Annotated in this window: 18 protein-coding genes; 9 read left to right on the forward strand and 9 right to left on the reverse strand. The window is 72.1% G+C overall.

The features are described from left to right. Positions 1-127 precede the first annotated feature (127 nt). Positions 128-1,129 (reverse strand): MASE1 domain-containing protein, encoded by a 1,002-nt coding sequence (locus tag ACH4RC_RS15650; RefSeq protein WP_398200356.1) that lies wholly within the window; start codon positions 1,127-1,129, stop codon positions 128-130. Positions 1,130-1,182: 53 nt separating this feature from the next. Next, positions 1,183-2,028, reverse strand: a complete 846-nt coding sequence (locus ACH4RC_RS15655) for a PP2C family protein-serine/threonine phosphatase (RefSeq protein WP_398200359.1) — start codon at positions 2,026-2,028, stop codon at positions 1,183-1,185. 598 nt (positions 2,029-2,626) lie between these two features. Here ACH4RC_RS15655 and ACH4RC_RS15660 point away from each other — a divergent pair. The 3 genes from ACH4RC_RS15660 to ACH4RC_RS15670 all read left to right on the forward strand — a co-directional run bounded on the left by ACH4RC_RS15660 (position 2,627) and on the right by ACH4RC_RS15670 (position 6,963). Next, the gene (locus ACH4RC_RS15660; protein ID WP_398200361.1) at positions 2,627-3,847 is read left to right on the forward strand and encodes a CaiB/BaiF CoA transferase family protein; all 1,221 of its coding nucleotides are present in this window, start codon (positions 2,627-2,629) and stop codon (positions 3,845-3,847) included. Positions 3,848-3,956: 109 nt separating this feature from the next. Next, positions 3,957-5,168: a 4-hydroxybenzoate 3-monooxygenase gene (locus tag ACH4RC_RS15665; protein ID WP_398200364.1), complete on the forward strand. Its 1,212-nt coding sequence runs from the start codon at positions 3,957-3,959 to the stop codon at positions 5,166-5,168. 91 nt (positions 5,169-5,259) lie between these two features. Next, complete coding sequence (locus ACH4RC_RS15670; protein WP_398200367.1) at positions 5,260-6,963, forward strand: methyltransferase; 1,704 nt, start codon at positions 5,260-5,262, stop codon at positions 6,961-6,963. Here ACH4RC_RS15670 and ACH4RC_RS15675 read toward each other — a convergent pair. Continuing rightward, positions 6,960-7,565, reverse strand: a complete 606-nt coding sequence (locus ACH4RC_RS15675; RefSeq protein WP_398200370.1) for a GPP34 family phosphoprotein — start codon at positions 7,563-7,565, stop codon at positions 6,960-6,962. The two genes, ACH4RC_RS15670 and ACH4RC_RS15675, sit on opposite strands and share 4 nt — an antisense overlap. A 595-nt stretch (positions 7,566-8,160) precedes the next feature. On the opposite strand from ACH4RC_RS15675, the gene ACH4RC_RS15680 reads away from it, so the two are divergent. The 3 genes from ACH4RC_RS15680 (at position 8,161) to ACH4RC_RS15690 (ending at position 11,837) form a co-directional block, all read left to right on the forward strand. After that, the gene (locus tag ACH4RC_RS15680; RefSeq protein ID WP_398200373.1) at positions 8,161-9,576 is read left to right on the forward strand and encodes a family 2B encapsulin nanocompartment shell protein; all 1,416 of its coding nucleotides are present in this window, start codon (positions 8,161-8,163) and stop codon (positions 9,574-9,576) included. A gap of 61 nt (positions 9,577-9,637) precedes the next feature. After that, complete coding sequence (locus ACH4RC_RS15685; RefSeq protein WP_398200376.1) at positions 9,638-10,933, forward strand: family 2 encapsulin nanocompartment cargo protein terpene cyclase; 1,296 nt, start codon at positions 9,638-9,640, stop codon at positions 10,931-10,933. Between the two features lie 16 nt (positions 10,934-10,949). Next, entirely contained in the window at positions 10,950-11,837 is an 888-nt protein-coding gene (locus ACH4RC_RS15690) for a geranyl diphosphate 2-C-methyltransferase (protein ID WP_398200379.1), read from the forward strand. On the opposite strand, the gene ACH4RC_RS15695 is transcribed toward ACH4RC_RS15690, so the two are convergent. From ACH4RC_RS15695 to ACH4RC_RS15710, 4 genes are all read right to left on the reverse strand, one after another. Then, complete coding sequence (locus tag ACH4RC_RS15695) at positions 11,789-13,015, reverse strand: polyprenol monophosphomannose synthase (RefSeq protein WP_398200381.1); 1,227 nt, start codon at positions 13,013-13,015, stop codon at positions 11,789-11,791. The two genes, ACH4RC_RS15690 and ACH4RC_RS15695, sit on opposite strands and share 49 nt — an antisense overlap. 21 nt (positions 13,016-13,036) lie before the next feature. Next, positions 13,037-14,278 carry a glycosyltransferase gene (locus ACH4RC_RS15700; protein WP_398200384.1) on the reverse strand — a complete coding sequence of 414 codons (1,242 nt, stop codon included), beginning with the start codon at positions 14,276-14,278 and terminating at the stop codon, positions 13,037-13,039. Between the two features lie 79 nt (positions 14,279-14,357). Beyond that, a complete protein-coding gene (locus ACH4RC_RS15705) occupies positions 14,358-15,596 on the reverse strand; it encodes a choice-of-anchor K domain-containing protein (RefSeq protein ID WP_398200386.1) in 1,239 nt (412 codons plus the stop codon). Between the two features lie 143 nt (positions 15,597-15,739). Beyond that, positions 15,740-17,317, reverse strand: a complete 1,578-nt coding sequence (locus ACH4RC_RS15710; RefSeq protein ID WP_398200388.1) for an ArnT family glycosyltransferase — start codon at positions 17,315-17,317, stop codon at positions 15,740-15,742. A gap of 388 nt (positions 17,318-17,705) precedes the next feature. Here ACH4RC_RS15710 and ACH4RC_RS15715 point away from each other — a divergent pair, with 388 nt between their 5' ends. The 3 genes from ACH4RC_RS15715 (at position 17,706) to ACH4RC_RS15725 (ending at position 21,879) form a co-directional block, all read left to right on the forward strand. Beyond that, entirely contained in the window at positions 17,706-18,845 is a 1,140-nt protein-coding gene (locus ACH4RC_RS15715; RefSeq protein ID WP_398200391.1) for a PucR family transcriptional regulator, read from the forward strand. Between the two features lie 150 nt (positions 18,846-18,995). Beyond that, entirely contained in the window at positions 18,996-19,619 is a 624-nt protein-coding gene (locus tag ACH4RC_RS15720; RefSeq protein WP_398200394.1) for a TOPRIM nucleotidyl transferase/hydrolase domain-containing protein, read from the forward strand. Positions 19,620-19,704: 85 nt separating this feature from the next. After that, positions 19,705-21,879 carry a hypothetical protein gene (locus ACH4RC_RS15725; RefSeq protein ID WP_398200397.1) on the forward strand — a complete coding sequence of 725 codons (2,175 nt, stop codon included), beginning with the start codon at positions 19,705-19,707 and terminating at the stop codon, positions 21,877-21,879. A 128-nt stretch (positions 21,880-22,007) separates the two neighbouring features. On the opposite strand, the gene ACH4RC_RS15730 is transcribed toward ACH4RC_RS15725, so the two are convergent. Both ACH4RC_RS15730 and ACH4RC_RS15735 read right to left on the reverse strand, forming a co-directional pair. Then, positions 22,008-22,523, reverse strand: a complete 516-nt coding sequence (locus ACH4RC_RS15730) for a hypothetical protein (protein ID WP_398200399.1) — start codon at positions 22,521-22,523, stop codon at positions 22,008-22,010. Further along, positions 22,520-23,281, reverse strand: coding sequence for an alpha/beta fold hydrolase (locus ACH4RC_RS15735; protein WP_398200402.1), 762 nt, complete (start codon positions 23,279-23,281; stop codon positions 22,520-22,522). Before ACH4RC_RS15735 ends, ACH4RC_RS15730 begins: the two co-directional genes overlap by 4 nt. Between the last annotated feature and the right edge of the window lie 123 nt (positions 23,282-23,404).

Raw genomic sequence — 23,404 nt, forward strand, 5'->3', positions numbered from 1 at the left:
TCTGTCAACGGAGGCTGCGCGTCTCGGCCATGATCCGGCCGAAAACGGACGGAAGGGGCTCAGTCCTCGTCTCCCCGGGACCAGGCCGCGGCTGGACCGCGTCGGCCTGCCCGTGGTGATCGACACGTCAATCGGCGTCGGGCGGGGGCTTGCCGGAGGGCTCCGTGGGGTCCTCCCCCGCGGCGAGGTGCTCCAGGACCTCGGCCAGCTCCCTGCACGCCCGCTGCACCGAGCGGCGTGTGGCGCGCTGTTCGGTCACGAGGGCGGACAGCAGGAGGGCGGTCAGCGCGGCGGTCCCGTTGAACGCCTGGAGCTTGACCATGACCTCGACACCGGACAGGCCGCGGAACGCTCCGACTTGCTGGTTCGCCGCGAACGTCGTGAGGACCGAGGCGACCAGGGCGCACAGCATGCTTCCGGCCAGCTGGAAGCGGAGCGCGGCCCAGATGAGCAGCGGGAAGATGAGGAACAGCAGGCTCATCCGGCTCAGCACGTCCAGCGGCACGAGCCCCAGAGTGACGAGCGCCAAGCACACCGCCTCCGGCCAGTGGCGGCCCGGGAACCGTGCCTTCGAGCCCCGGAGGAGCGCGAGCAGGAGCGGGGTGACGAGCAGGACGCCCATCGCGTCGCCGACCCACCACGCGAGCCACACGGTCCAGAAGTCCCCCGCCTCCAGGCTGCCGGTCCACACCTGCGGGGCGATCCCCATCGTCGCGCTGATGAGCATGGCGCCGAGTCCGCCGAGGAAGACCAGGCCGAGCCCGTCCCGCAGGCGTGAGACGTCGAGCCGGAAGCCGACCCGGCGCAGCAGCAGGCAGGAGACGAGCGGCGCCGCCGTGTTGCCGGCCACGGTGACCAGCGTCGTGAGTTGCGGGGTGGTGAGGGTGAGGATGACGAAGAAGGAGCCGAGGGCGATGCCGGGCCAGACGCCCACGCCGAACAGCAACAGGGCGGCGACGGCGACGCCGGTCGGCGGCCAGACGGGCGTGACGACGACGCCCTCGACGACGAGTTGGCCCAGGAGGCCGAGGCGCCCGGCCGCGTAGTAGCAGGCGGCCACGGCCAGTGCCTTCGCAGCCGTCTCCAGGGCCGGCCGTGGGGACCGCCGGGTAACCAACACAGCAGCCATGAGACACCGGCCGCACCTTCTCGGCCATATGGACGCCCCCGCCCGTGTCCGCCTCACTCCTCGGGCGGGTGCCGCCACGCGGTGTCGCCGTCGTGGCCGACGACGAGCACGGCGGCGTCGTCCTCGTGCCCCACCGTGTCCGCCAGCTTCATCACGCCGCCGACCAATGTGTGCACGCCCAGGCCCGCGGCGGCGGTGACCTCGGCGAGCCGCCGCACCTGTGCGAGCCCGTCGTCGAGGTCCAGGGACGGCCCCTCGACCACACCGTCCGTGGGCAGGACGAAGACGCCGCCGGTGTCGAGCCGGTGGCGGGTCACGGGGTAGGAGGCGCCGGGCAGCACGCCGAGCGGGGGCCCGCCCTCGCCGTCGTCGATGCCGGAGCGGCCGTCGGCGGTGGCCCAGATGTGCGGGATGTGCCCGGCCCGCGCGCACTCCAGGGTGCCGGTGGCGGGGTCCAGGCGCAGGAAGGTGCAGGTGGTGAAGAGGTCGGCGTCGAGAGCGAGCAGGAGGTCGTTGGTGCGGCTCAGCAGCTCACCGGGGTCGCCGGTGACGGAGGCGAGGGCGCGCAGGCCCACGCGGACCTGGCCCATGAACGCCGCGGCCCTGATGTTGTGCCCCTGCACGTCCCCGATGGACAGGCCGATGCGGCCGTCGGACATGGTGAAGGCGTCGTACCAGTCGCCGCCGACGTTGAGGCCGCGGTTGGCGGGCACGTAACCGACGGCGAGGCGGACCCCCGGCGGCTGCGGCAGGTCCCGGGGCAGCATGCCCTGCTGCAGCGCCACCGCCAGCTCCACCCGGGAGCGTTGCATCTGCGCGAGCTCGCGCGCGCGGGCGGTGAGCGCGCCGAGCTTGGTCAGCAGCTCCTCACCGTCCTCGGCGGACCCGCTGCGGAACATCGATCGCCCCCGCTCCACGAGAGACTCTCATCCACTGTGCCCGCGACGTGCGCTCCGCGCATCTCGTGGACGGGGCCGGGCTCCGGTGCGGCGGGGCCGGGCTCCGGTGCGGCGGGGTCACGCTCTTCTCCGGCGGGGTCACGCTCTTCTCCGGCGGGGTCGCGCTCTTCTCCGGCGGGGTCGCGCTCTTCTCCGGCGGGCAGGGCTGCGGACCGGTGGGACTTCGGTGCGGCAGACCCGCGAGGGCCCGGTACGACCGGGGCCCCGCGGTCCTGTCCTACCAGCGCCGAAAGACCCACCGCACCAGAGCCGCGCGGCTGTGCCGCACCCAAGCCCCTGCGGCCCACCGCACGAGCCCGCGGCCACGGCACGGCCGCGCTCTTGTCCGGCGCCGCCGTGGGCCGTAGAAGAGACCGACGCGGCGCGGGGCGCGACCGACACGGGTCCGGCTCCGGCTCCGGCGCGGATCCGCCCGACACCCGTGCGGCCCCGGCTCGCACCCGTGCGGCCCCGTCGCGGGCTGTCCGGCACCGGCGGAGCCCCGCCCCCGCCACGCCCCCTTCCGACCCGCGCACCCCCTCCCAGGAAAGGCACCCCCGTGACCGACCCCCTTCCCCTCGACGGCATCACCGTCATCAGCCTCGAACAAGCCGTCGCCGCCCCCTTCGCCACCCGTCAGCTCGCCGACCTCGGCGCCCGGGTCGTCAAGGTCGAGCGGCCCGGCGGCGGCGACTTCGCCCGCCGGTACGACACCACGGTGCACGGCCAGGCCAGCTATTTCGTGTGGCTCAACCGTTCCAAGGAGTCCCTGACCCTCGACGTGAGGTCCCCGGCCGGCCGGGACGTCCTGGAGGAGCTGCTGGCGGGCGCCGACGTGTTCGTGCAGAACCTCGCGCCGGGCGCGGCCGACCGCCTGGAGCTCGGACCGGCCGCGCTCCAGGCCCGCCACCCGCGCCTGATCCCCTGCACGATCAGCGGCTACGGCACCACCGGGCCCTGGGCCCACCGCAAGGCGTACGACCTGCTCGTCCAGTGCCAGACGGGCCTGCTCTCCCTCACCGGCTCGCCCAGTGAACCGGCCCGCGCCGGGATCTCGGTCGCCGACATCGCCGCCGGGATGTACGCGTACAGCGGCATCCTCTCGGCCCTGTACACGCGGGCCACGACCGGCCGCGCGCCGGCCGTCGAGGTCGCCCTGTTCGAGGCGCTGGCCGAGTGGATGGGCCAGCCCGCCTACTACACGCGCTACGGCGGCACCCAGCCGCCCCGCGTCGGCGCCCGGCACGCCACGATCGCCCCGTACGGCCCGTTCACCGCGGCCGACGGCAAGGACGTGCTGCTCTCCGTCCAGAACGAGCGCGAGTGGGACGCCTTGTGCACAACGGTCCTGGGCCGCCCCGAACTCGCCGACGACCCCCGCTTCGCCACCGGCTCCGCCCGCGTCGTCCACCGCGCCGAGGTCGACGCCGCCGTCGCCGCCCGCTTCGCGGAACTCGGTGGCGAGGACGCCATGGCCCTCCTGGACGAGGCGGGCATCGCCAACGCGGGCGTGAACTCCGTCGCCGATTTCCTCGAACACCCCTCGCTGGCCGGGCGCGACCGCTGGCGCGACATCGAGGTGCCGGGCGCCCCCGGCCCCGTACAGGCGCTCCTGCCACCGGCCGACCTGTCCGGGGTGAGCCCGCGCATGGGCCCCGTCCCCGTCGCGGGACAGCACACCGAGCACATCCTCACCGCCCTGGGGCGTGACGCCGCCGACATCGAGCGGCTGCGGGCGCAGGGTGTCATCGACATTCCGAGCACGGGACAGGACCACTGACACTCCCCCATCTCGACGTAGGCCGGCCCCGGACGCTTTACGGACACTGTGCGTACGTTCAGGTGAATTGGTGAGAGTACGTGCATTTTCAGCGCATAAGCTCCACTCCGTGACATCACGTCAACACACCCCAGACGGCGTCGAGTCGGCGGACGTCGTCGTCCTCGGCGCCGGGCCGGCCGGGCTCGTCCTCGCCAATGTGCTCCAGGCGCGCGGCATCGACTGCGTCGTCCTGGAGCGCGCCACCCGCGACCACATCCGGACCCGGGCGCGCGCCGGATTCCTGGCCGCCAACACCGTACGGATCCTGGACCGGCACGGCCTCTCGGACGGACTGCACCGGCACGGCCTGACCCACAGCACCTGCGAGTTCCGCACGGACGACGGCCGCTTCCGCCTGGACTACAGCGAGCTGGGCCTCGGCGAGCGGCACACCGTCTACCCCCAACAGGCATTGGTGAGCGACCTGTTGACCTACTACCTGAAGGCCGGGGGCCGTATCCGCTACGAGACCGAGGCGCTCGCCGTGCACGGCGCCGACAGCGACGCGCCGTCGGTGAGCGTGCGCGCCCCGGGCCGCCGCCCCGGCCGGTGGCGGGCGCGCTACGTCGCCGGATGCGACGGCCGGCACGGGGCCGCACGCCGCTCCCTGCCCGAGGGAACGGTCCGCCACTACCGCCGCGACCACCGGGTGACCTGGCTCGGGCTGCTCGCCGAGGCGCCGCCCAGCATGGACGCCGTCGGCTACGCCGTGCACGAGCGCGGCTTCGCCGGGCACATGGCCCGCACCGCCGGCATCACCCGCTACTACCTGCAGTGCGAGCGCGGCACCCCGCCCGACGCCTGGTCCGAGGACCGCATCTGGGACGAGCTGGACCTGCGGATGCGCGCCAAGGAGTACGGGCCGCTGCGCCGCGGCCGCATCGTGCAGCGCGACATCGTCGACTTCGAGTCCGACGTCCTGGAACCGCTGCGCCACGGCGCCCTGTTCCTCGCGGGCGACGCCGCGGGGCTGATCAGCCCGTCCGCCGCCAAGGGCGCCAACCTCGCCGTTCTGGAGGCCGAACTCCTCGCCCTCGCCCTGGTCGACGACCTCACCCGCGGGGACGCCACCGGGCTCGACACCTACTCGGCGCGCTGCCTCGCCCGCGTCTGGCCCGCCCAGGAGTTCTCGCACTGGCTGATCGAACTCCTGCACAGATCGCCCGGCAGCGACGGCGAGGCGCCGTTCCACGACCGCCTGCGGCGCGCCCGCATGACCGCGCTGCGCACCTCGCGCGGCCAGCAGGACTGGTTCGCCGAGCGCTACGTCGGCGTATGACCACAGATCACTCACGCACCCCACACCACGCGTCCCGCACCACGCACCCCACACCACGCGTCCCGCATCCCGGAATGAGGAACTGCCCGTAATGATCACGGCGTTGCCGGACGACACGTCGCGCCTGCGCGCGACGGTCGACTTCGTCTCCGCGCAGGACAGCGAGACCCTTCTGCCGCTCCTGCTCCCCGGGCTCGACGGTCCGGAACTGCGCGCGCTCGTCGAGCGCTGCCGCTTCGCGCACGCCGCGCTGCTCGTCTTCCCACCGGACCCCCGGGCCCTCGACGCGACCCTCGCCGAGTGCGGACTGCCGCCGGGCTCGGCTGCGCAGCCGAGCGTCGTCGTACGGGACCGGCTCGCGCTGCGCCATCACCGCGCCGCCGCCGACCTGGACGTGCGCATCCTGCGCCCGGCCGTACAGGGACGCGACGGCCAGCCCCGTACGGTCGAGGTGTTCGCGCTGACCGTGCCGCCCGGCTCCGACCTGGCACCCCTCGCGGAGCGGGAGCGCACCCGCCACGAGGAGGCGCACGTCGCCTTCGAGGTCGCCGCCCCCGACCCCCTCGTCCTGCGCGGCCTGCGCGCGTCGTTCGCCCGCTACGGGGCCCTCCCCGACGGGGGCGGCTACAACCCGCACGAGAACGGCACGGTGTTCTACTTCGCCGCCCCCGCCGACGCCAAGGCCGACTACCGCCGGATCGAGTTGTACGCGCCCGGCGACCACCGCGACCAGCTCGGCGCGCACCTCGACGCGTTCCGCACCGGCCAGCCGGCGGAAACGATGCTGCGCCTGCTCACCGGCGCCTGGACCACCCAGGCGCTCGCCGTGTTCGCCCGGTTCCGCGTGCCCGACGCGATGGACACCGGGCGGGCCGTCGACGCGGAGGCGCTGGCGCGGGCGGTCGGCGCCGATGCGGACACCCTGACCGTGCTCCTGCGCCACCTCGCGGGCCTGGGCGTCGTCACCGACGAGAGCCCCGGCGGCTTCCGCCTCGCCCCGCTGGGCGCGCTGTTGCGCGCGGACGACCCGGGCTCCATGCGCGCGCTGGCCCTGATGTACGGCGGCCCGTTCTACGAGTCGTTCGGCGCCCTGGACCACACCGTGCGCACCGGCGAGGTCGCCTTCGACCACGTCTTCGGCAGGCACCACTTCGAGCACTTCGCGCGCGACCCCGAACTCGCCGCGCTCTTCGACCTTTCGATGGCCGCGAGCCGCCGCATGTTCGAGCCGCTCCCCGCCCACCCGGTGCTCGCCGCCGCCGCGCGCGGGCCGCGTGGCGCCACGGTCGTCGACATCGCGGGCGGCAACGGTGAACTCCTCACCCACATCCTCGCCGCCCACCCGGCCCTCGACGCCGTGCTCCTCGAACGCCCGCACGTCATCGACGCCGCCCGCACCCGCCTCGACACCGCCCGCTGCACGTTCCTGCCCGGCGACTTCGCGGACGTACCGCCCGGTGCCGACGTCTACCTGCTCTCGCGGATCCTGCACGACTGGGACGACGCACGCTGCCGCGAGATCCTGCGCCACGTCGCCCGCGCCATGCCCGCCGACGCCGACCTCCTCATCGTCGAACGCCTGCTGCCCACCGACGACTCACCGTCCCTGGCCCCGGTCTGGGACCTGCACATGCGGTGCAACGTCGGCGGCCGCGAACGCACCGCCGACCACTACGCCCAGCTCCTCACCGGCGCGGGCCTCACCCTCGTCGGCCACACCCCGCTCCCCCTGGACGGCCGTGTCCTGCACGCCCGCAGAACCGAAACGGCGGGAGGCGTGTCCGGCGAGGGCTAGAAGCCCCGCCAGATGTTGTCGAAGGCGGCGTCCTCGATCACCCTGCGCTGGCGCACGGCCTGCAGCTCCTGCACCGCCGTGCCGACCGCGACCAGCACGGTGACCACGCTCTCGGCCGTCCCGTCGGTGACTTCCGCGGACGGTTCCTCGCGGAGCCCCGCGGCGGCGGCCAGCGCGGCGAGGACGGGCTCGGCCGCCGCCCAGCGCTCCCGCGCCTCGCGCCGGGCGGCCGATTCCACCAGCTCCGTCCGCCCGGTCCGCAGCGCACCGCGGCGGCCCCGGCGCGCGACCGCGAGCCCGGTGCGCTCCAGTTCGTCGGTGTACGACGCGGAGAGGCCGCGCCCCCGGCGCCACAGCCAGTCCCCGACCGGCTCGTACGGCTCCTCCCGTACGAGCGCCGAGGCCGCCTCGTCGAGGAGGCCGTCACCGGTGAGCGACCGGCCGCCGGGCACGAGGCGTTCGCCGTCGAGCACGACGGCCCGGGCAGCCACGAGGTCGAGCACCTCGGCGCCCGCGAGCGCGAGCGACAGCTCCCCCTGCTCCACCGGCCTGTCGGCCGCCCCGTCGAGGGCGACGATCGCGAGGTCCCGTGCGGTGGTCATGGGCGGCTCCTTGGACGGTGACCGAGTACGGACGAGAGCGCCAGCGTAGGCCGCCCGCGACGAAGACGCGCGACGCCCCTGTCAGGTGTCCCGCCCCGATCCGAGCGACCGCGGCAGCGCTGCCGTCCGGGTCAGGGAGAGTGCGGCTGCGCGACGACCTCCTCGACAACGCCGCCGCGCGCACCACCGGGCCGGACCCGGCGCTGACCACCCCGATCTCCCTGCTGGCCGCACGCACGTCGGCGCACGCCGGATCAGCACCTGCTGAGCGTTGTCCGGTTTCCGACGCCGCGGCACGGGTCGGCCTTCGCGTAACCGCAGGAATGCGGCAGCTGAGAGCCCCACGGCCCCTGCCGGCACCCTGCGAAAAATAGCCGAGTTCCGCCCCTACCCGGTCAAACATCCAGCGGCCGTGATCATCGTTTCGAGTTAATGTCCCGGGCTTCTCTTGGTTCGGCGGGCAACGCCGCCACTACTGTTCTCGCGAAATCCAGACAGATTCCCCTCTGTATCCCGGCATTTCGTCCTGTTGTCACATCTCGCTGTCACGCCTCGTCAGCCCACCCCGCCGTCCGACCAAGGAGAGCTTCCCCCGATGACAACCGTTGACTCGACCCCGGAGGCCCGGACCGAGCCGCCCCGGCAGACCAGTCTGGGCACCGCCGCTGCCCGCAACCTCTCCACCACCACCAAGTCCGCCCCGCAGATGCAGGAGATCACCTCCCGCTGGCTGCTGCGGATGCTCCCCTGGGTCGAGACGACCGGCGGTACCTACCGGGTGAACCGGCGCCTGACCTACACGGTCGGCGACGGCAGCGTGGAGTTCATCCAGGACGGTTCCGACGTCCGCGTGATCCCCCGTGAACTCGGCGAACTGGCGCCCCTGCGCGGCTTCGACGACGTGGACGTCCTGACGGCCGTCGCCGACAAGTGCGTGCAGCGCAACTTCGCGGCCGGCGAGACCCTCGTCGAGCGCGGCGCGCCCGCGGACCGGCTCCATCTGATCGCGCACGGCCGCGTCCGCCAGCACACGGTCGGCGAGTACGGGGACCAGGTCACGCTCGACGTACTCGCCGACGGCGACCGGTTCGGGGACAACGCCCTGCTGGACGACGGCGCCCGCTGGGAACAGACCGCCGTCGCGGAGACCTCCGGCACGCTGCTCACCCTGTCGCGCGCCGACTTCGAGAGCGTGCTGGCCAACGCCTCGAACCTGCGGGACCACGTCGAAGAGTTCAAGTCGCGTGCGCAGCGCAACCAGAACCATCGCGGCGAGGCGGAGATCGCCATGTCCGCCGGCCACTCGGGCGAGCACGAACTGCCCGGCGCGTTCGTCGACTACGAGTCGAAGCCGCGCCAGTACGAGCTGTCGGTGGCGCAGACGATCCTGCGGGTCCACACCCGCGTAGCCGACCTCTACAACCAGCCGTTCAACCAGACGAAGGAACAACTCCGGCTCACCATCGAGGCGTTGCGCGAGCGCCAGGAGGACGAGCTCATCAACAACCGGGAGTTCGGGCTGCTCCACAACTCCGACTTCAAGCAGCGCATCCAGCCGCACTCGGGCCCGCCCACCCCGGACGACCTGGACAACCTGCTCTGCCGCCGGCGCGGCACGAAGTTCTACCTCGCGCACCCGCGCACCATCGCGGCGATCGGGCGCGAGTTCAACGCGCGCGGGCTCTACCCGGACCACGTCGACGTCGGCGGCCAGCAGGTCCCGGCCTGGCGCGGCGTCCCGATCCTGCCCTGCAACAAGATCCCGATCAGCAAGGAGCGGACCAGCTCCATCCTCGCCATGCGTACGGGCCTGGAGGAGCAGGGCGTCATCGGCCTGCGCCAGACCGATCTGCCGGACGAGGTCGAGCCGGGCCTCAACGTCCGCTTCATGGGCGTCGACGAGCGGGCGATCACCTCCTACCTCGTCTCCACCTACTACTCCGCGGCCATCCTCGTGCCGGACGCGTGTGGCGTCCTGGAGAACGTGCAGATCTCGAACTGGCCCCGGTAGCGGGCCCGGCTCGTGAATCGACAGGCCCTCACCCCGCCAAGGAGTCCCCGAGGAGTCATGGATGCCCCCGCCTGAGCTCACCCCGCCTCAGTCGACCGTGCCGGAAGCCGCCGCGGGCTTCGGGGCGCGCGTACTCGCCGACGCGTCGGCGCACGCCCGCGACATCAGCGCCTTCCTGGGCGGCGCCCCCGCCGCACCGTCCGCGCAGGCCACGGTGGTCGAAGCTCCGGCGCCGCAGGCCGACCTGGCGGCGGTCCTGCGCGGGCCCAGCGGTCTCGGCACGGCCGGACTGCGGCTGAGCCCGCGGGAGGAGCCGCCGAGCCCGCCGGAGGTGGTGGAGCCGTCGGCGGCCCCGCTGCCCGCGTCGTCCGCCGCGTCGGGCCCGGCGGTCCCCGGGCTGTACTACCACCCGGTGCCCGATCCCGATCCGGTGCGCGTCGAGGAGGTCAGCCAACGCATCAAGGCCTGGGCGATGGACGAGGTCTCCCTGTACCCGGACGACTGGGAGGAGGAGTTCGACGGTTTCTCGGTCGGCAGCTACATGGTCGGCTGCCATCCCGACGCCCCGACCGTCGACCACGTCATGCTCGCCACGCGCCTGATGGTGGCCGAGAACGCGGTGGACGACTGCTACTGCGAGGACCACGGCGGCTCACCCGTCGGCCTCGGCGAGCGCCTCCTCCTCGCGCACACCGCCCTGGACCCGCTGCACACGACGGCGGAGTACCACCCGGACTGGGCCGAGTCCCTGCACTCGGACGCGCCGCGGCGTGCCTACCGCTCCGCCATGGAGTACTTCGTACGGGCGGGCAGCCCCTCCCAGGCCGACCGGTACCGGCACGACATGGCCCGGCTGCACATGGGCTACCTCGCCGAGGCCGCCTGGGCGCAGGAGGAGCGGGTGCCGGAGGTGTGGGAGTACCTGGCGATGCGCCAGTTCAACAACTTCCGCCCCTGCCCCACCATCACCGACACCGTCGGCGGCTACGAACTGCCCGCCGACCTGCACGCCCGTCCCGAGATGCAGCGGGTCATCGCCCTCGCGGGCAACGCGACGACCATCGTCAACGACCTGTACTCGTACACCAAGGAACTCGACGCACCCGGCATCCACCTGAACCTGCCGGTCGTGCTCGCGCAGCGCGAGGACCTCTCCGAACGGGACTGCTACCTGAAGGCGGTCGAGGTCCACAACGACCTCATGCACGACTTCGAGAACGAGGCGGCGGCCCTGGCCGCCGCCTGCCCCGAACCGAACGTCCAGCGTTTCCTGCGCGGCGTGGCCGCGTGGGTCGACGGCAACCACTACTGGCACCAGAACAACACCTACCGATACAGCCTGCCCGACTTCTGGTAAGAGATTGGAACCATCTGTGACCAGCACCGAACTCACCGCTCCCGGCACCGGCCTCCCCCACCTCGTCCCCGGCCCCGCCACGCCCTACCAGGGGGACATCGCCCGGTACTGGGACGGCGAGGCCCGGCCCGTGAACCTGCGGCTCGGCGATGTCGACGGTCTGTACCACCACCACTACGGCATCGGTGAGGTCGACCACGCCGCGCTCGGCGACGGCAAGGAGAGGAACAGCGAGCAGAAGCTCATCGCTGAGCTGCACCGCCTCGAGTCGGCGCAGGCCGAGGTCCTGTTGCGGCACCTCGGCGACATCGGCGGCGGTGACACCCTGGTGGACGCCGGCTGCGGCCGCGGCGGCTCGATGGTGATGGCGCACCAGCGCTTCGGATGCAAGGTCGAAGGTGTCACCCTCTCGGCCAAGCAGGCCGACTTCGCGAACGGCCGCGCCGCCGAGCTCGGCATCGAGGACCATGTGCGGGCCCGCGTGTGCAACATGCTCGACATGCCCTTCGAGACGGGGCAGGCCGCCGGCTCGTGGAACAACGAGTCGAGCATGTACGTCGACCTGCACGATCTGTTCGCCGAGCACTCCCGTGTCCTGTCGGTCGGCGGTCGCTACGTGACCATCACCGGCTGCTGGAACCCGCGGTACGGGCAGCCCTCGAAGTGGGTGTCGCAGATCAACGCGCACTTCGAGTGCAACATCCACTCGCGCCGTGAGTACCTGCGGGCGATGGCCGACAACCGTCTCGTACCGCAGGCGGTCATCGACCTCACCCCCGACACGCTGCCCTACTGGGAGCTGCGGGCCACGTCCTCGCTGGTCACGGGGATCGAGGACGCGTTCATCAACTCGTATCAGGACGGGTCCTTCCAGTACGTGCTGATCGCGGCCGACCGCGTCTGACCGTTCGACGCCGACGGGGAGGGTCCGGATGGCCGGGCCCTCCCCGTCCCGCGTCGGTACAGCAGCCGTTCCAGCAGGGTCAGGCGTACGAGGACGGCGACGAGCAGGACCACGGCGGTGGCGGTCACCGGGGTCAGGGCGCCGTCGTTCACCAGCAGTCCGGTGAGGAACAGGCGGGCGAGCAGGTCGGTGTTGCCGAGCGCGGCGAAGGTCAGGAACCTGCGGCGCCACCGGGGCCTTCGTACGTCCTCCGACGGCAGCAGCGCCTCGGCGAGCACGAAGTTCCAGACGACCGCCGCTTGGGTGGCGACCGCTTCGGCGGCCAGGTAGTGCAGCGGGGTCAGGGCGGTGAGCAGGGCGAGGACGCCCAGGTTGGGCAGGAAGCCCGACAGGCCGATGAGTCCGAGGACCGTGATCCGGGACCACGCGCTCGTGGTGCGCAGCAGGAGGACGTGGCGCAGGAACCGGGTGCCCTCGCGCAGACCGCTCTTGGAGGTGCCGAGGTGGCGCTCGGCGAAGGTGTACGGGAGTTCGGCGACCGTGCGAGGCCGTCCGCGCACAGCCAGCTCAAGGAGGATCTTGTAACCCAGTGGGCGCAGCGGCGGGCTCGCTCCCGCGGGCGGTGACACCAGATCGCGGCGCAGGGCGAAGAAGCCGCTCATGGGGTCGGAGATGCCGCGCAGGGCGCGCGGGAAGAGGCTTTTGACCAGCCAGGTCGCGGAGCGGGAGAGCATCGTGCGGCGGCCGTCCGCGAACCCCGCGGAGCTTCCGCCGGCGGTGTAGCGGCTGGCGACGACCAGGTCGGCGCCGCTGACGTCGCCGTGTCGTACCAGCGGGTGGGCGAGTTCGGGCGGGTGTTGCAGGTCCGCGTCCATGACGACGATCCAGGGCGCCGTCGTCCTGTCGATGCCTTCCAGAACGGCGCCCGCGAGGCCGCCGTCCGGGCGGTCGCGGTGGTGGACCGCGACGGCGAGGCGGCAGCGTCCGGCGGCGGCACGGATCACTTGCGGTGTCCCGTCCGAAGAGTCGTCGACGAAGAGCACTTCGGTGGGCAGCCCGGCCGGGACGGCGCTTTCGAGCCGGCCGAGCAACCGGCCGACGTTGTGCGCCTCGTTGCGGGTCGGGATGACGACGGCCATGGCCGGCCGGGAGGGAGGAGGCGGGACGTGCGCGTTCATGGTTTCTTCCCGGGGTGGGGGTCAGGGCGCGGGCAGGTGGTGGGCGCCGCTGTGCGCGGTCAGCTCCCAGTCGTTGTGGTGGCGGCACTCGCGCCAGACGGCCCGGAGTGCGGCGAGGGCGAGGAGGAGGGAGTACGGGGGCAGCCCCCACAGGAGCCGCAGATGGTGGACGGGGCGTACCGCGAGCCCGTACTCGCGACCGAAGTTGTGCAGGGCCGCGCACTCGAACAGGGTCATCGCCAGGAGCAGCAGCATCGGTACCCAGGCGACCATGGCCGCCGCGAGGGGGATGCCGTCCAGGAGCGCGATGGTGAAGGTCACCGGCACGAACACTCCGGTGGTGGCTTGCAGGAACGGGGCGGCGAGGACGTACCGGGCGAGCAGACGCCTGCGGACGGTGGCCAGGTGGCGCCACTCGCCCTTGCGCAGGACCTGGAGGAAGCCCTGGTTCCAGCGGGTGCGCTGGCGCAGCAGCGCGCGCAGGGTCGCGGGTGTCTCCTCGCGGGTGACGAGGGAGGGGTGGTAGCCGACGACGACGTGCACGCCCCGGCTGGACAGGCGTACGCCCAGCTCGCAGTCCTCGGCGAGGCAGTCGCCGTCCCAGCCGCCCGCCTCGCGCAGCAGGGCCGTGCGGACGAAGACGGTGTTGCCGCCCAGGGGGATGAACCCCTGACGCGCGTGCAGGTGCAGCCGGCTGCGGAACCAGAAGAAGTACTCCAGGCAGTTGCGCAGCGCGAACCAGCTGTCCTGGAAGTTCATCAGCTGGACGCCGCCCTGCACCACGTCGGCGCTGTGGGTGCGGAAGGCGGCGTCGATGTGGCGCAGCAGGTGGGGGTGGACGATGTCCTCGGCGTCGAACACGCCGACGATGTCGCCCCGGCAGGCGGGCAGCGCGGTGTTCAGGGCGCGCGGCTTGTTCTTCTGGGCGTGGTGGTCGACGACGTGCCGGACCCGGTCGGGGTGGGCGGCCGCGAGGTCGTCGGCGAGGGCGGCGGTGCCGGGGTCGTCGTCGCCGGTGATGATGACGATGTCGAAGTCGGGGTGGTCGGCGGCCAGCATGGTGCGGACCGTGTGGCGCAGCACCTTCTCCTCGTGCCGGGCGGGCAGCAGCAGGGAGAAGGAGAGCCGGGGCGCGTCCGGTTCGGCGAAGGAGGTGACCCGGAGCCGGTCGGGGGTCTCCCAGGCGTAGAGCATCCACCGCAGGGTCAGCGCGGCGTTCAGGGTGTGCAGGGCGGTCAGGGTCAGCAGGCAGGCGACTACCACGAAGGGGCCTCGCGTTCGGATCGTGGCGGGGCACGGGGGTACGCACCGGTCCGTCCGGGGCCGGTGCGTACCCACCGGCTCACTTGACGTTGATCACGCTGTCCACGGAGCCGAGCTCGCCCAGCTCCCAGTGCAGGGTGTAGGAGCCGCTCGGCGCACCGCCGTCGACGGCGACCTGCACCTGGTACTGGCGCGGCTGCCCGTCGGCGGGGAGCTCCAGGTCGGCGTCGATGGTGAGGGTGCGCTTGTCCGCGGAGAGCGTGCCCGCGTACTCCACCATCTTGTTCTTCGCGTTGCTCCAGGCGGAGATCGACTTGTGGTCCGGGCTGAAGCGCAGCGGCCCGTTCGGCGACAGGGTGAGGACGACCTTCTGCTTGCCCACCGGCCGGCTGTCGTTGCTGGCGATGATCACGTGCGGGTGGGCCTCGCCCGGCCCGTGGACCTCGGGCGGTACCGGGTCGGGGGTGATCTTCTGGCCGTAGCGCAGCCGGGCCGTCTCCTTGCCCTGGCCGTCGGTGAGGAGGGCGACGTCGGTGCGGTCGTCCCAGACGGGGGCGGTGCTGGCGAAGGAGAAGCCGCCCGTCTCCTGGTGCTGTTCGTTGGTGTACACGCGGACGCGGGTGCCGGGCGCCAGCTTCGTGCCCGCGGGGAAGGTGAACTCCTTGCCGGAGTTCCTCGCGCGCAGCTTCCATCCGCCGAGGCCGGCCGCCTCGGTGCCCTTGTTGAAGATCTCGGCGTACTCGTCCGGCTGGCCGGGCCCCGATCCCTCGGCCTCCACGTGGACGATCGTGACGTCCGGCTTGCCCGGCTTGGCGAACACGGCGACGATGTCGGCGCTGTTGGAGCCGCCCTCCGGGCTGTCGAACCGCCGGACGACCTGTCCGCCCTGCTTGAAGCCGCTGAGCATGACCTTGTACGGCTGTCCGTCCACCGTCACCGTCTCCGGCGAGATGAACTCGGGCAGCGAGACGATGTCGTCCGGGTGCGGCCCGTTGTTGTCCGTCTCGTTGTGGTGGAACTTGAAGGTGAAGTCCCGCGACGTGTGGTCCTCGAACGTGACATTGACCTGGAGCGTGACATCCCATTCACGGTCGCTGATGCCGCTGTTGATGGGGAAGTTCTCGTGCTTGAAGGAGGCGAGGGTGAATTCGTTCCCGTTGAGCTGGGCCTGTGTGGCACCTCCGGTGAGGGTGTACCCGCTCCTGCCCTCGCCCGAGGTGGCCGTGCCCCATTGCACCTTGCTCGAGCCCACACCCGTGACGTTCCGCGGTTCCGGCAGAACGGCCGTCCATTTTCCCGTGGTCCGGATGATTCCCATTCGATGCACCTCCGTGCTGTGTCGCCCGGCTCTCCGGGCCGTTGATCGGTCGCCCGGAGGCTGCCCGGCCGGATTCCGGCACAGAGCGGATGCGGGGGGTTCTTGGACGAAGCGGCGAACGTCCGGAAATCACGCGGTGCGCGTCATGCGTACGGCCAGATGTCGTCGGACTTCTCGAGGCATTTGCGCACCTCGGGCGGTACGGGTACGGGTCCTGGCGCGCCCTCGGGCGGTTTCTCGGGAATGCGGAGCGCCTTGATCTGCCCGTAGTCGAAGCGGCCGAGGGTCTTTCCCTGGCGCAACAGCACGCGCAACGTGGGGAGTTCGCTTTGGGCCTCGTACATGGTCGGGGTGGCCAGCACGTAGTCGATGTCGAGCCATCCGCGCGGCATCGAGGCGACGACGGCCGGGTCCTTGTCGAGTTTGTAGTGCCAGATGGCTCCGGCGCCGGGTGTGTATCCGGCGCGTACGGCGTCCAGCCACAGCACGTCGTCGGTGACCAGGCGCACCGCCCGTCTGTCGTGGATCGCCGCGTCGCGCAGCCAGTGGCCCGCGGCGCGGTAGCCCTTCATGAGGTCGTCGGTCTGCACGCAGTTCCATTGGGCCCGCCACCCCGGACCCAGCAGGACGAGCGCCAACGCCACCGCCGTCATGGTCGCCATCCGCACGGCCTCCCGCCCCGGACGCGAACGCACCCGCCGCGCCTTCAGCAACTGCTCCACGAACGCGGCCAGGGCGAGAGCGCAGAACGGCAGCATCTGCACCGCGTACATCTTGGGCAGGTAGCCCCCGGGGCGCAGCGCGACAAGCACCAGCAGCGCCACGACCGCTCCCAGCGGGCGCAGCGGCCGTACGAGGAGGATCGCGCACCCCGCGACCGCGCCGCCGGCCAGCAGGATCGGATCGGTGTTCAGCCACTGCGCCACCAACTCGTTGGCCACGGTGCCCGCTTGGAACACGGAGCCCGATCCGCCGCGGGCGAACAGCTGCCACTTCAGCGCGCGCAGCAGGGAGGAGTGGCAGGCGCCGGGCAGCAGCTCGCCCTTGAGCAGGGAGTACAGCGGGTAGCTCAGCAGCACCATGCAGCCTGCCGTGAAGGCGGTGAAGGAGAAGACCCGGAGCCTGCGGTCGCTGTGCTGCCACAGCGCCAGGAGCAGGGCGGGCAGGAGGACGGCGACGGTCTCCTTGGACAGCACGGCGATCGCGAAGCAGACACCGCTGCCGCAGTGCGCCCACAGGCGGCGGTGCGGGGACAGGGCCAGAGCGAGGGCCGCCAGGAACCACAGGACGGCGAAGCCGTCGAGGTACACCTGCCGTTGCATGTCGATGGCCAGCGGCGACACGGCGTTGACGACGAGCGCGGACAGCGCGGCCGGCCGGCTCATCCGCAGGCGGCGCGCCACGCTGTACATCAGGAGCGCGGTCGCGGCGGCCACCACGAGCATCGCAAGCCGCCCTTGCAGCAACGCCATCGACTGCTGGGGCAGATAGTCCGTGAACCAGGAGAGAGCCGCCAACTGGGCCCATCCGAGGGGCGGATGATCGTACCAGTACGTGTAGTGGGACAGGCCCGTTCCGGCGCGGACCGCCCATGCCTGCGCCAGGTACGTTCCCTCGTCGTCGTTGGGGAAGGGGCTGCCCGCCAGGTTCCAGGCCCGTAACACGACGGTCAGCGCGACCGTTCCGAGAACACCGCCGACCAGCAACCCGCGCCGAACCATGTGTCTCCCTCACCTCGCCGATGCGTTCGGCCACACCTTCGGTGCGTGGCCGCACAGTGCATTAGGCGGGACGGGCGGTGACAGTGCGCACAGTGCCGGACATTTCTGGTCCAGAGCGGACAACAGATCGGGGCCCACGGGTTCCGCGTGCCTTTGGCAAACCTGAGATCTGCCCGTCCTGGCGCGGGCTCAATCACGAACGGCCACAACAGTGCGGCGGACAGGCCCACTTTGAACACATTGCACACGGGTCCGATCCGAAGCGCTCGATCTTTGTGCACTTGGTCGATTGCTATGCATAGTGACGCAAATACATGCTGGCGAACACGGCCGATCGTCCGGCCCACTGAGCGGACGATCGAGCAGACGACTGATGCAAGGAGCCACCGTGCCGCATCGTTCCCAGCCGAACCCGGCCGCCCCTTCGCCGGAGTTCACACCGGTACTCTCCCGGGCCGTCCACGACCTGAACCATCACCACACCGAGGAGCTCGTCCGCCAGACGCTCACCGAGGTGGCCCGACATACGACCGGCCCGGTGACCACCGCCACGGTCACGGCCGACGTCGCGCTGTGGGTCGCCGTCCTCGCCGGCGAGGTGTCCCCCGCCACCCTGGACACGGCGTTCGCGGCCCGCGCCACGGCACACACCCGGGCCGGCCTCTCCGCGGAGGACAGCCTCGTCCTGCACCACGCGTGCGTCGAGGTACTCCACCGCGCCCTGACGGGCCGTCTCCCGGACACCCGCTTCCGGGAGGCGCTGGAGAGGGTGTTCCTCGGCACGGCGCTGCGGGCCTTGCGGGTGGCCAACGCGTCCGTGGTGCGTGGGCGGGTGGAGGACGCGGGCCGGGGTGCGCATGGAGGGCCCCCGTCGCCGGAGGCCCTCGACGCACCCCGCGCCGGGGATGACCACACGCCCCCGCACGCGCCGCCCCGCTGGTGCCTCGTGGCGCTGCGGAGCTCCGGCCATGACGGCAAGGACGCGCTGCGCCGGTTCCGGGCGGCCAATCCTCTCGCGGTGATCGCCGTGGCGGAGACACATGTGACCGCGTTTACGCGGCACCGGCCGACCGCGGCCGACGTGTTGGCGCCGTACGCGCTCGTCCCCGTCGCCGACGGCAACACGGGGGGCGCGGCGCGGCAGGCCACGCTGGCGGCCGTGGTCGCGCGGCGCTATGGGCGGTCCTTGGACACGGAGCAGGTGTCGCCCCTGGTCGCGGCGCTCGATCTGACGGCGAAGGAGCGCAGCGCCTTCATCACCGCGCGCCTCGGCTCGCTGCACACCGACCCCCGCCACAGGTATCTGCAGCAGACCCTCGCCGCCTATCTGGCGCACAACCTGTGCTCCGCCTCGGCCGCCCGCAGTCTGTACATCCATCGGCACACACTCACGTACCGGTTGCGCTCCATCCGTGTGCTCACCGGCCTCGACCTGAACCACCCCTTCGACCGGCTGCAGGCGGAACTCGCCCTGATCCTCAGCGATGCCGACGCCCTGTTCACCCTCCCCCGCCGGCGCACCGCCTAGGCTGCCGCCGTGACCGACGGGATCACCGGTCGCCGGCGGTCCGGTCCGGATACCGGGGCCGCGTTGCCGGACCACGCCGACCGTTCCGGGTCGGGTCCTGGCCGGGACATATCTGTCGCGGGAAGTGGCCCGAACGGGCAGACTCCCGCCATGGTGGACATGAAGGCGTTCCAGGATGCGGTGGGCCACTGGGCGGCGGGCGGCCCCGGGGAACCGGCGCGCCAGTTGGCGGACGGACTCGGTGTGCGGACCGCCGTACTGCTCGAAGGGCTCAGTGATCTCGCGGCGGTGGAGGCTCTGGCGGCGGCGCGGGAGCGGGACCTCGGCGCCGAAGGTGTGTGCGTCGTGGCGATGGGCGGCGCCATGAGTGTCGGCCGGTACGCCGCTCTCCTCGGTCCGACCGGCCTCGGTCTCCGTCTGACAGGGCTGTGCGACGAGAACGAGAAGGGCTTCTACGAGCGTGGCCTCGCGCGGGCACGTGCGCGGCCGGACGACATCCACGTATGCGCGGCGGACCTGGAGGACGAGCTGATCCGCGCCCTCGGCACCGCGACGGTCGAGGACATCTTCCGCGCCGAGGGCGATGTCCGTGCCTGGCAGACGTTCCGACGCCAGCCCGCACAGCTCGGCCGGCCCCCGCACCAGCAGGCCCGGCGCTTCCTCGGCACGAAGAAGGGCCGCAAGATCCGCTACGGCCGTCTCCTCGTGGAGGCCCTCGCACCGGACCGGGTGCCGCCGCCGCTCGACACCCTCCTCACACACCTGCACAGGTGAGACACCCGGACACACCTGCAGAGCACCACAGGCCGCGCGAACAACTCACATGCGTCGGACCGCCCGCCTCTGCGATCCTGCCCGCATGGCGCAGAGTCTCGAATCGCTGATCGTCCGGCACACCCATCGGCTTCCCCTCCCCGCCGGGTCCGCCGGTCAAGGGGGAGTCGCCGCGCGGCAGTTCGACGCGGCGCTGGCCTCGGTCGGCTTCAAGCTCTCGGCCGAGCTGCTGCACCGCCTCTCGCACCTGTCCGAGGCCGCGGTCGTGCACACGGCCAAGCGGACCCTGCGCACCGTCGCCGAGATGGTGGGCGACCACGTGCGCCACAACACGTATTTCATCGACTTCCCCACACATGTGCCGGACACCGAGGAGTTCTGGACGCGGTGTGTGGCACAGGCCCTGGCGGACGAGACCGCCCGCGACACCGTCCTCGCGCAGCTGGCCCACCACAGACTCGACCTGCTCACCCTCCCCGCCTACGGCCGCTACCAGCACACGTACGAGGACATGCTCGCCCGGCACGACGAGCTGATCGCGGCGGCGGGCGACCGGGTCACCGTCCTGCACCTCGGCCGGGGTCTGGACGACGAACTCACCGAGGTGTACCTGGCCCTGGCGGGCAGTGTCACCCCGCTCGGCGAGGACGACCTGCGCGATCTGCGCGTGCTCGCCGGGCGGTGCGCGCTCGGCCCGCAGCCGGCGGCGATCCCGGTCCGGGAGAACCGGGCGCTCGTCAACGAGGTCCGCCTCACCGTGGGCGCCGAACCGCTGCTGGACACCGTCACCGATGTGCTGCGCCTCGCCTGCGCGCTGTCGGGCGGCGATGTGACCCTGCGGGAGCCGACCCGGTTCCGTACGCTGCCGCGGCCGGTGCGGCGCGCGCTGCTCGCGGGGCTCGACGCCGTGGTCTCGGCGAACCCGGCGAAGCTCGCCGACGTACATGCCCACCGGGAGCCCTTCAAGCGGCTCGGCGAGCGGCTGCACCCGCACGAGTACCCGCGCTGGCCGCACGCCGCCGACGTGTTCGCCGTCGCGCGGGGCGAGAAGGAGGCACGTGGCTTCGGCAGCCGCGTCGAGGCACTGCTCGACGCGTGCGACGTGCTCGGAGCGGTCAAGCTGCTCGAGTCCGCTCCGGGCAGGCTGTTCCGCGCCCTCGACCACCTGCTGCGCACCGCCGACGGCCAGGAGGAGCGCGACGCGGTGGTGGCCGCCGCGGTGCGGGCCGCCCCCGGCGTCTCCGGCCGGGTCGTGCTCGCGGTGCGCGAGCACCTGCACAACCGGCAGCGGGAGACCGGCGAGCACCGCGTCTTCGTCAACCGCCGCGGCCGCGCCTGGGTGGCCCCGGACGCCCGGCGGCCGGTGCCCGCGGCGGACCGGGACCGGCTGATCGCGGCCCTCGACGCCGAGTTGCGTCGCAGGCTCCCGACACCGGCCCACCTGCTGCTCGACCCCGACATCCTCGACGTGGCGCTCCCCCTCAGCGGCAAGGCGGCCGCGGCCGGGCTCGGCGTCCTGCCACGCGGCTCGGTCTCCCGGGTCGACGGCGACCACCTGCGTTTCTTCGTGTACTGGAAGGAGGCCGGGGAGCGGACCGACTACGACCTGTCCGCGCTGCTCCTGCGCGGCGACTACAGCACCGACGCCTGGCTCTCGTACACGTCCCTCACGACCGTCGGGGGCCGGCACTCGGGCGACATCACCGAAGCGCCCGACGGCGCCTCGGAGTTCATCGACCTGTCCCTGAGCCGTGTCCGCACCGCCTTCATCGCTCCGCAGGTGCTCATCTTCGCGGGCGAGGGTTTCGACGAGGTCGAGGAGTCGTTCTTCGGGTTCATGGTGCGCGACGGCGCGCAGAACGGCCGCCCGTTCGAGCCCCGTACGGTCCGGATGAAGTCGGAGCTGCGCGGGGCGGGCCGGGTGGCGTTGCCTCTCGTGTTCCGGCGCGGGCGCGACGGACGCTGGCGCGCCAAGTGGCTGCACCTGTACCTGAGGGGCGTCTCGGCGGGCAACCGGGTCGAGGAGAACCGGGCGACGGTGTCGGAGGTGGTCCGCGCCGTCGTGGAGCGCGACCAGCTGACGGTGGCCTACCTGGCCGACCTGATGTCCGACGACGCCACGGTCATGCATGTGTGGGAGAGCGGTGAGCCGGTGCCGGACGAGCCTGTGACGTACATCGGTCTGGAGCGGCCCGAGGGGCTGCACCCGCACTCCCGCGTCATCACCCTGGAAAATCTGCGCGACCTGATACCGGCGTGAGTGCTAGCGTTGACTGTGGCGAGGCCATGAAGGGGCTTCCTTCTCAATTCACTCGAAATGAAACAAGCCCTTTCGCTTTCCTCGCCCTTTTTCTTGTCCTACTCCCGCTTGTCCTACTCCCGCTTGTCCTACTCCCGCTCTTTCTCCGCCTCCTCGTCCGCCCGGGACGCGCGCCGTCCTCGGGTCACCGCCAGGACGCTGCCGACCACCGCGATCACCGCGATCGCGATGGCGATGCTGAGACCGCCCTCGGTGTCCCAGTACACGTCCTCCAGGCTGATCAGCAGGGCCGCCTCGTCGATGACGAGGGCCATCCCGACCCCGTAGGCGAGGCCGAGCCAGGCGCGGGCCCGCGGTGAGCTCTCGGACAGGGCCGTGGCGCCGACGATCATGAGCAGCAGGATGCCCCACACGTAGTGGTGCAGGTGGACGCCGCCGGCGCTCACGTCGCCGAAGCCGCCCACGTCGATGTGGATGAGCCAGGTGAGCAGCCGCATCCCGCCGAAGGTGAGCGTGAATCCGTACCAGGCGAGGACGTAGCCGCGGCGCTTCGGGGAGATGCCGGGCAGCAGGCGCAGCCAGGGCGCGAACTTCCTGCTGTCCTTGGCGCCGTCGGTCGCGTCGCGAAGGGGTGTCGACATCATGCGGGTCCTCCGGGGCCGTCCGCCGTGAATTTCCGGACCAGTGTCGCCATGGCGTCGGGCGCGCTGTAGTGGGCCGCATGGGCGGCGCCGGGGACCTCGGCGGTGCGGCCGTCGTCGACGAGGGAGGTGATCCGCCGCGTCCAGGACGGTGACACGAGGGGATCGCCCTCTCCCCGTACGACGAGGGTCGGTACGTGGATCTGTGCCAGGTTCGCCTCGAACGACCCGGCCGCGTCCCGCAGCGCGTGCCGGTATTCGGCCGCGCACCGCAGGAGGCCGGTGACCAGGTAGTCGGAGACCGCCAGTGCGAACAGGCGCAGCGGTTCGCGGGGCGCGTCCTGGACAAGCAGTGCGCATTGACGCCAGGCCGGTACGGCGGGGTCGAGGGCCGGCCCGGCCAGGACCAGTCGGCCCACCATGTCCGGATGTGCGGCGGCGAGCGCGGCGGCGACCTGGCAGCCGACCGAGTTGGCCACCAGCACGACCGGGCCCAGGCCGAGGCGCCGGTGCCAGACCGCCAGGGCGCGGGCGTGCTCGGTGATGTCCGGCGCGCGGCCGGCGGCTCCCCGCGAGCGGGCGTTGCCGGGCAGGTCGGGTACGAGGACGCTCGCTCCTTGTGCGGCGAGCCGTCGGGCGAGCGGTACGAAGTAGCGGCCCGAGAGGCCCAGTCCGTGGACGAGCACCACGGTCGGCTCGCCTTCGCGCGGTGGCGTGCCGAACGCGCGGGTGAAGAACCCGCCCCTTGTCGTCAGATCCATCGGCCCACCCTTACCCCGCGTGCGGCCTTCGGCCGTGGCGACCTCGCCGGGCGCGGGGAACTACCACTCCTCGGACATGGCGAATGGGGGCGGCGGGGGTGGACGGTATGCGGTGGTGGCCAG

The sequence above is a fragment of the Streptomyces sp. NPDC016845 genome, from assembly GCF_044332585.1.
Taxonomy (GTDB): domain Bacteria; phylum Actinomycetota; class Actinomycetes; order Streptomycetales; family Streptomycetaceae; genus Streptomyces.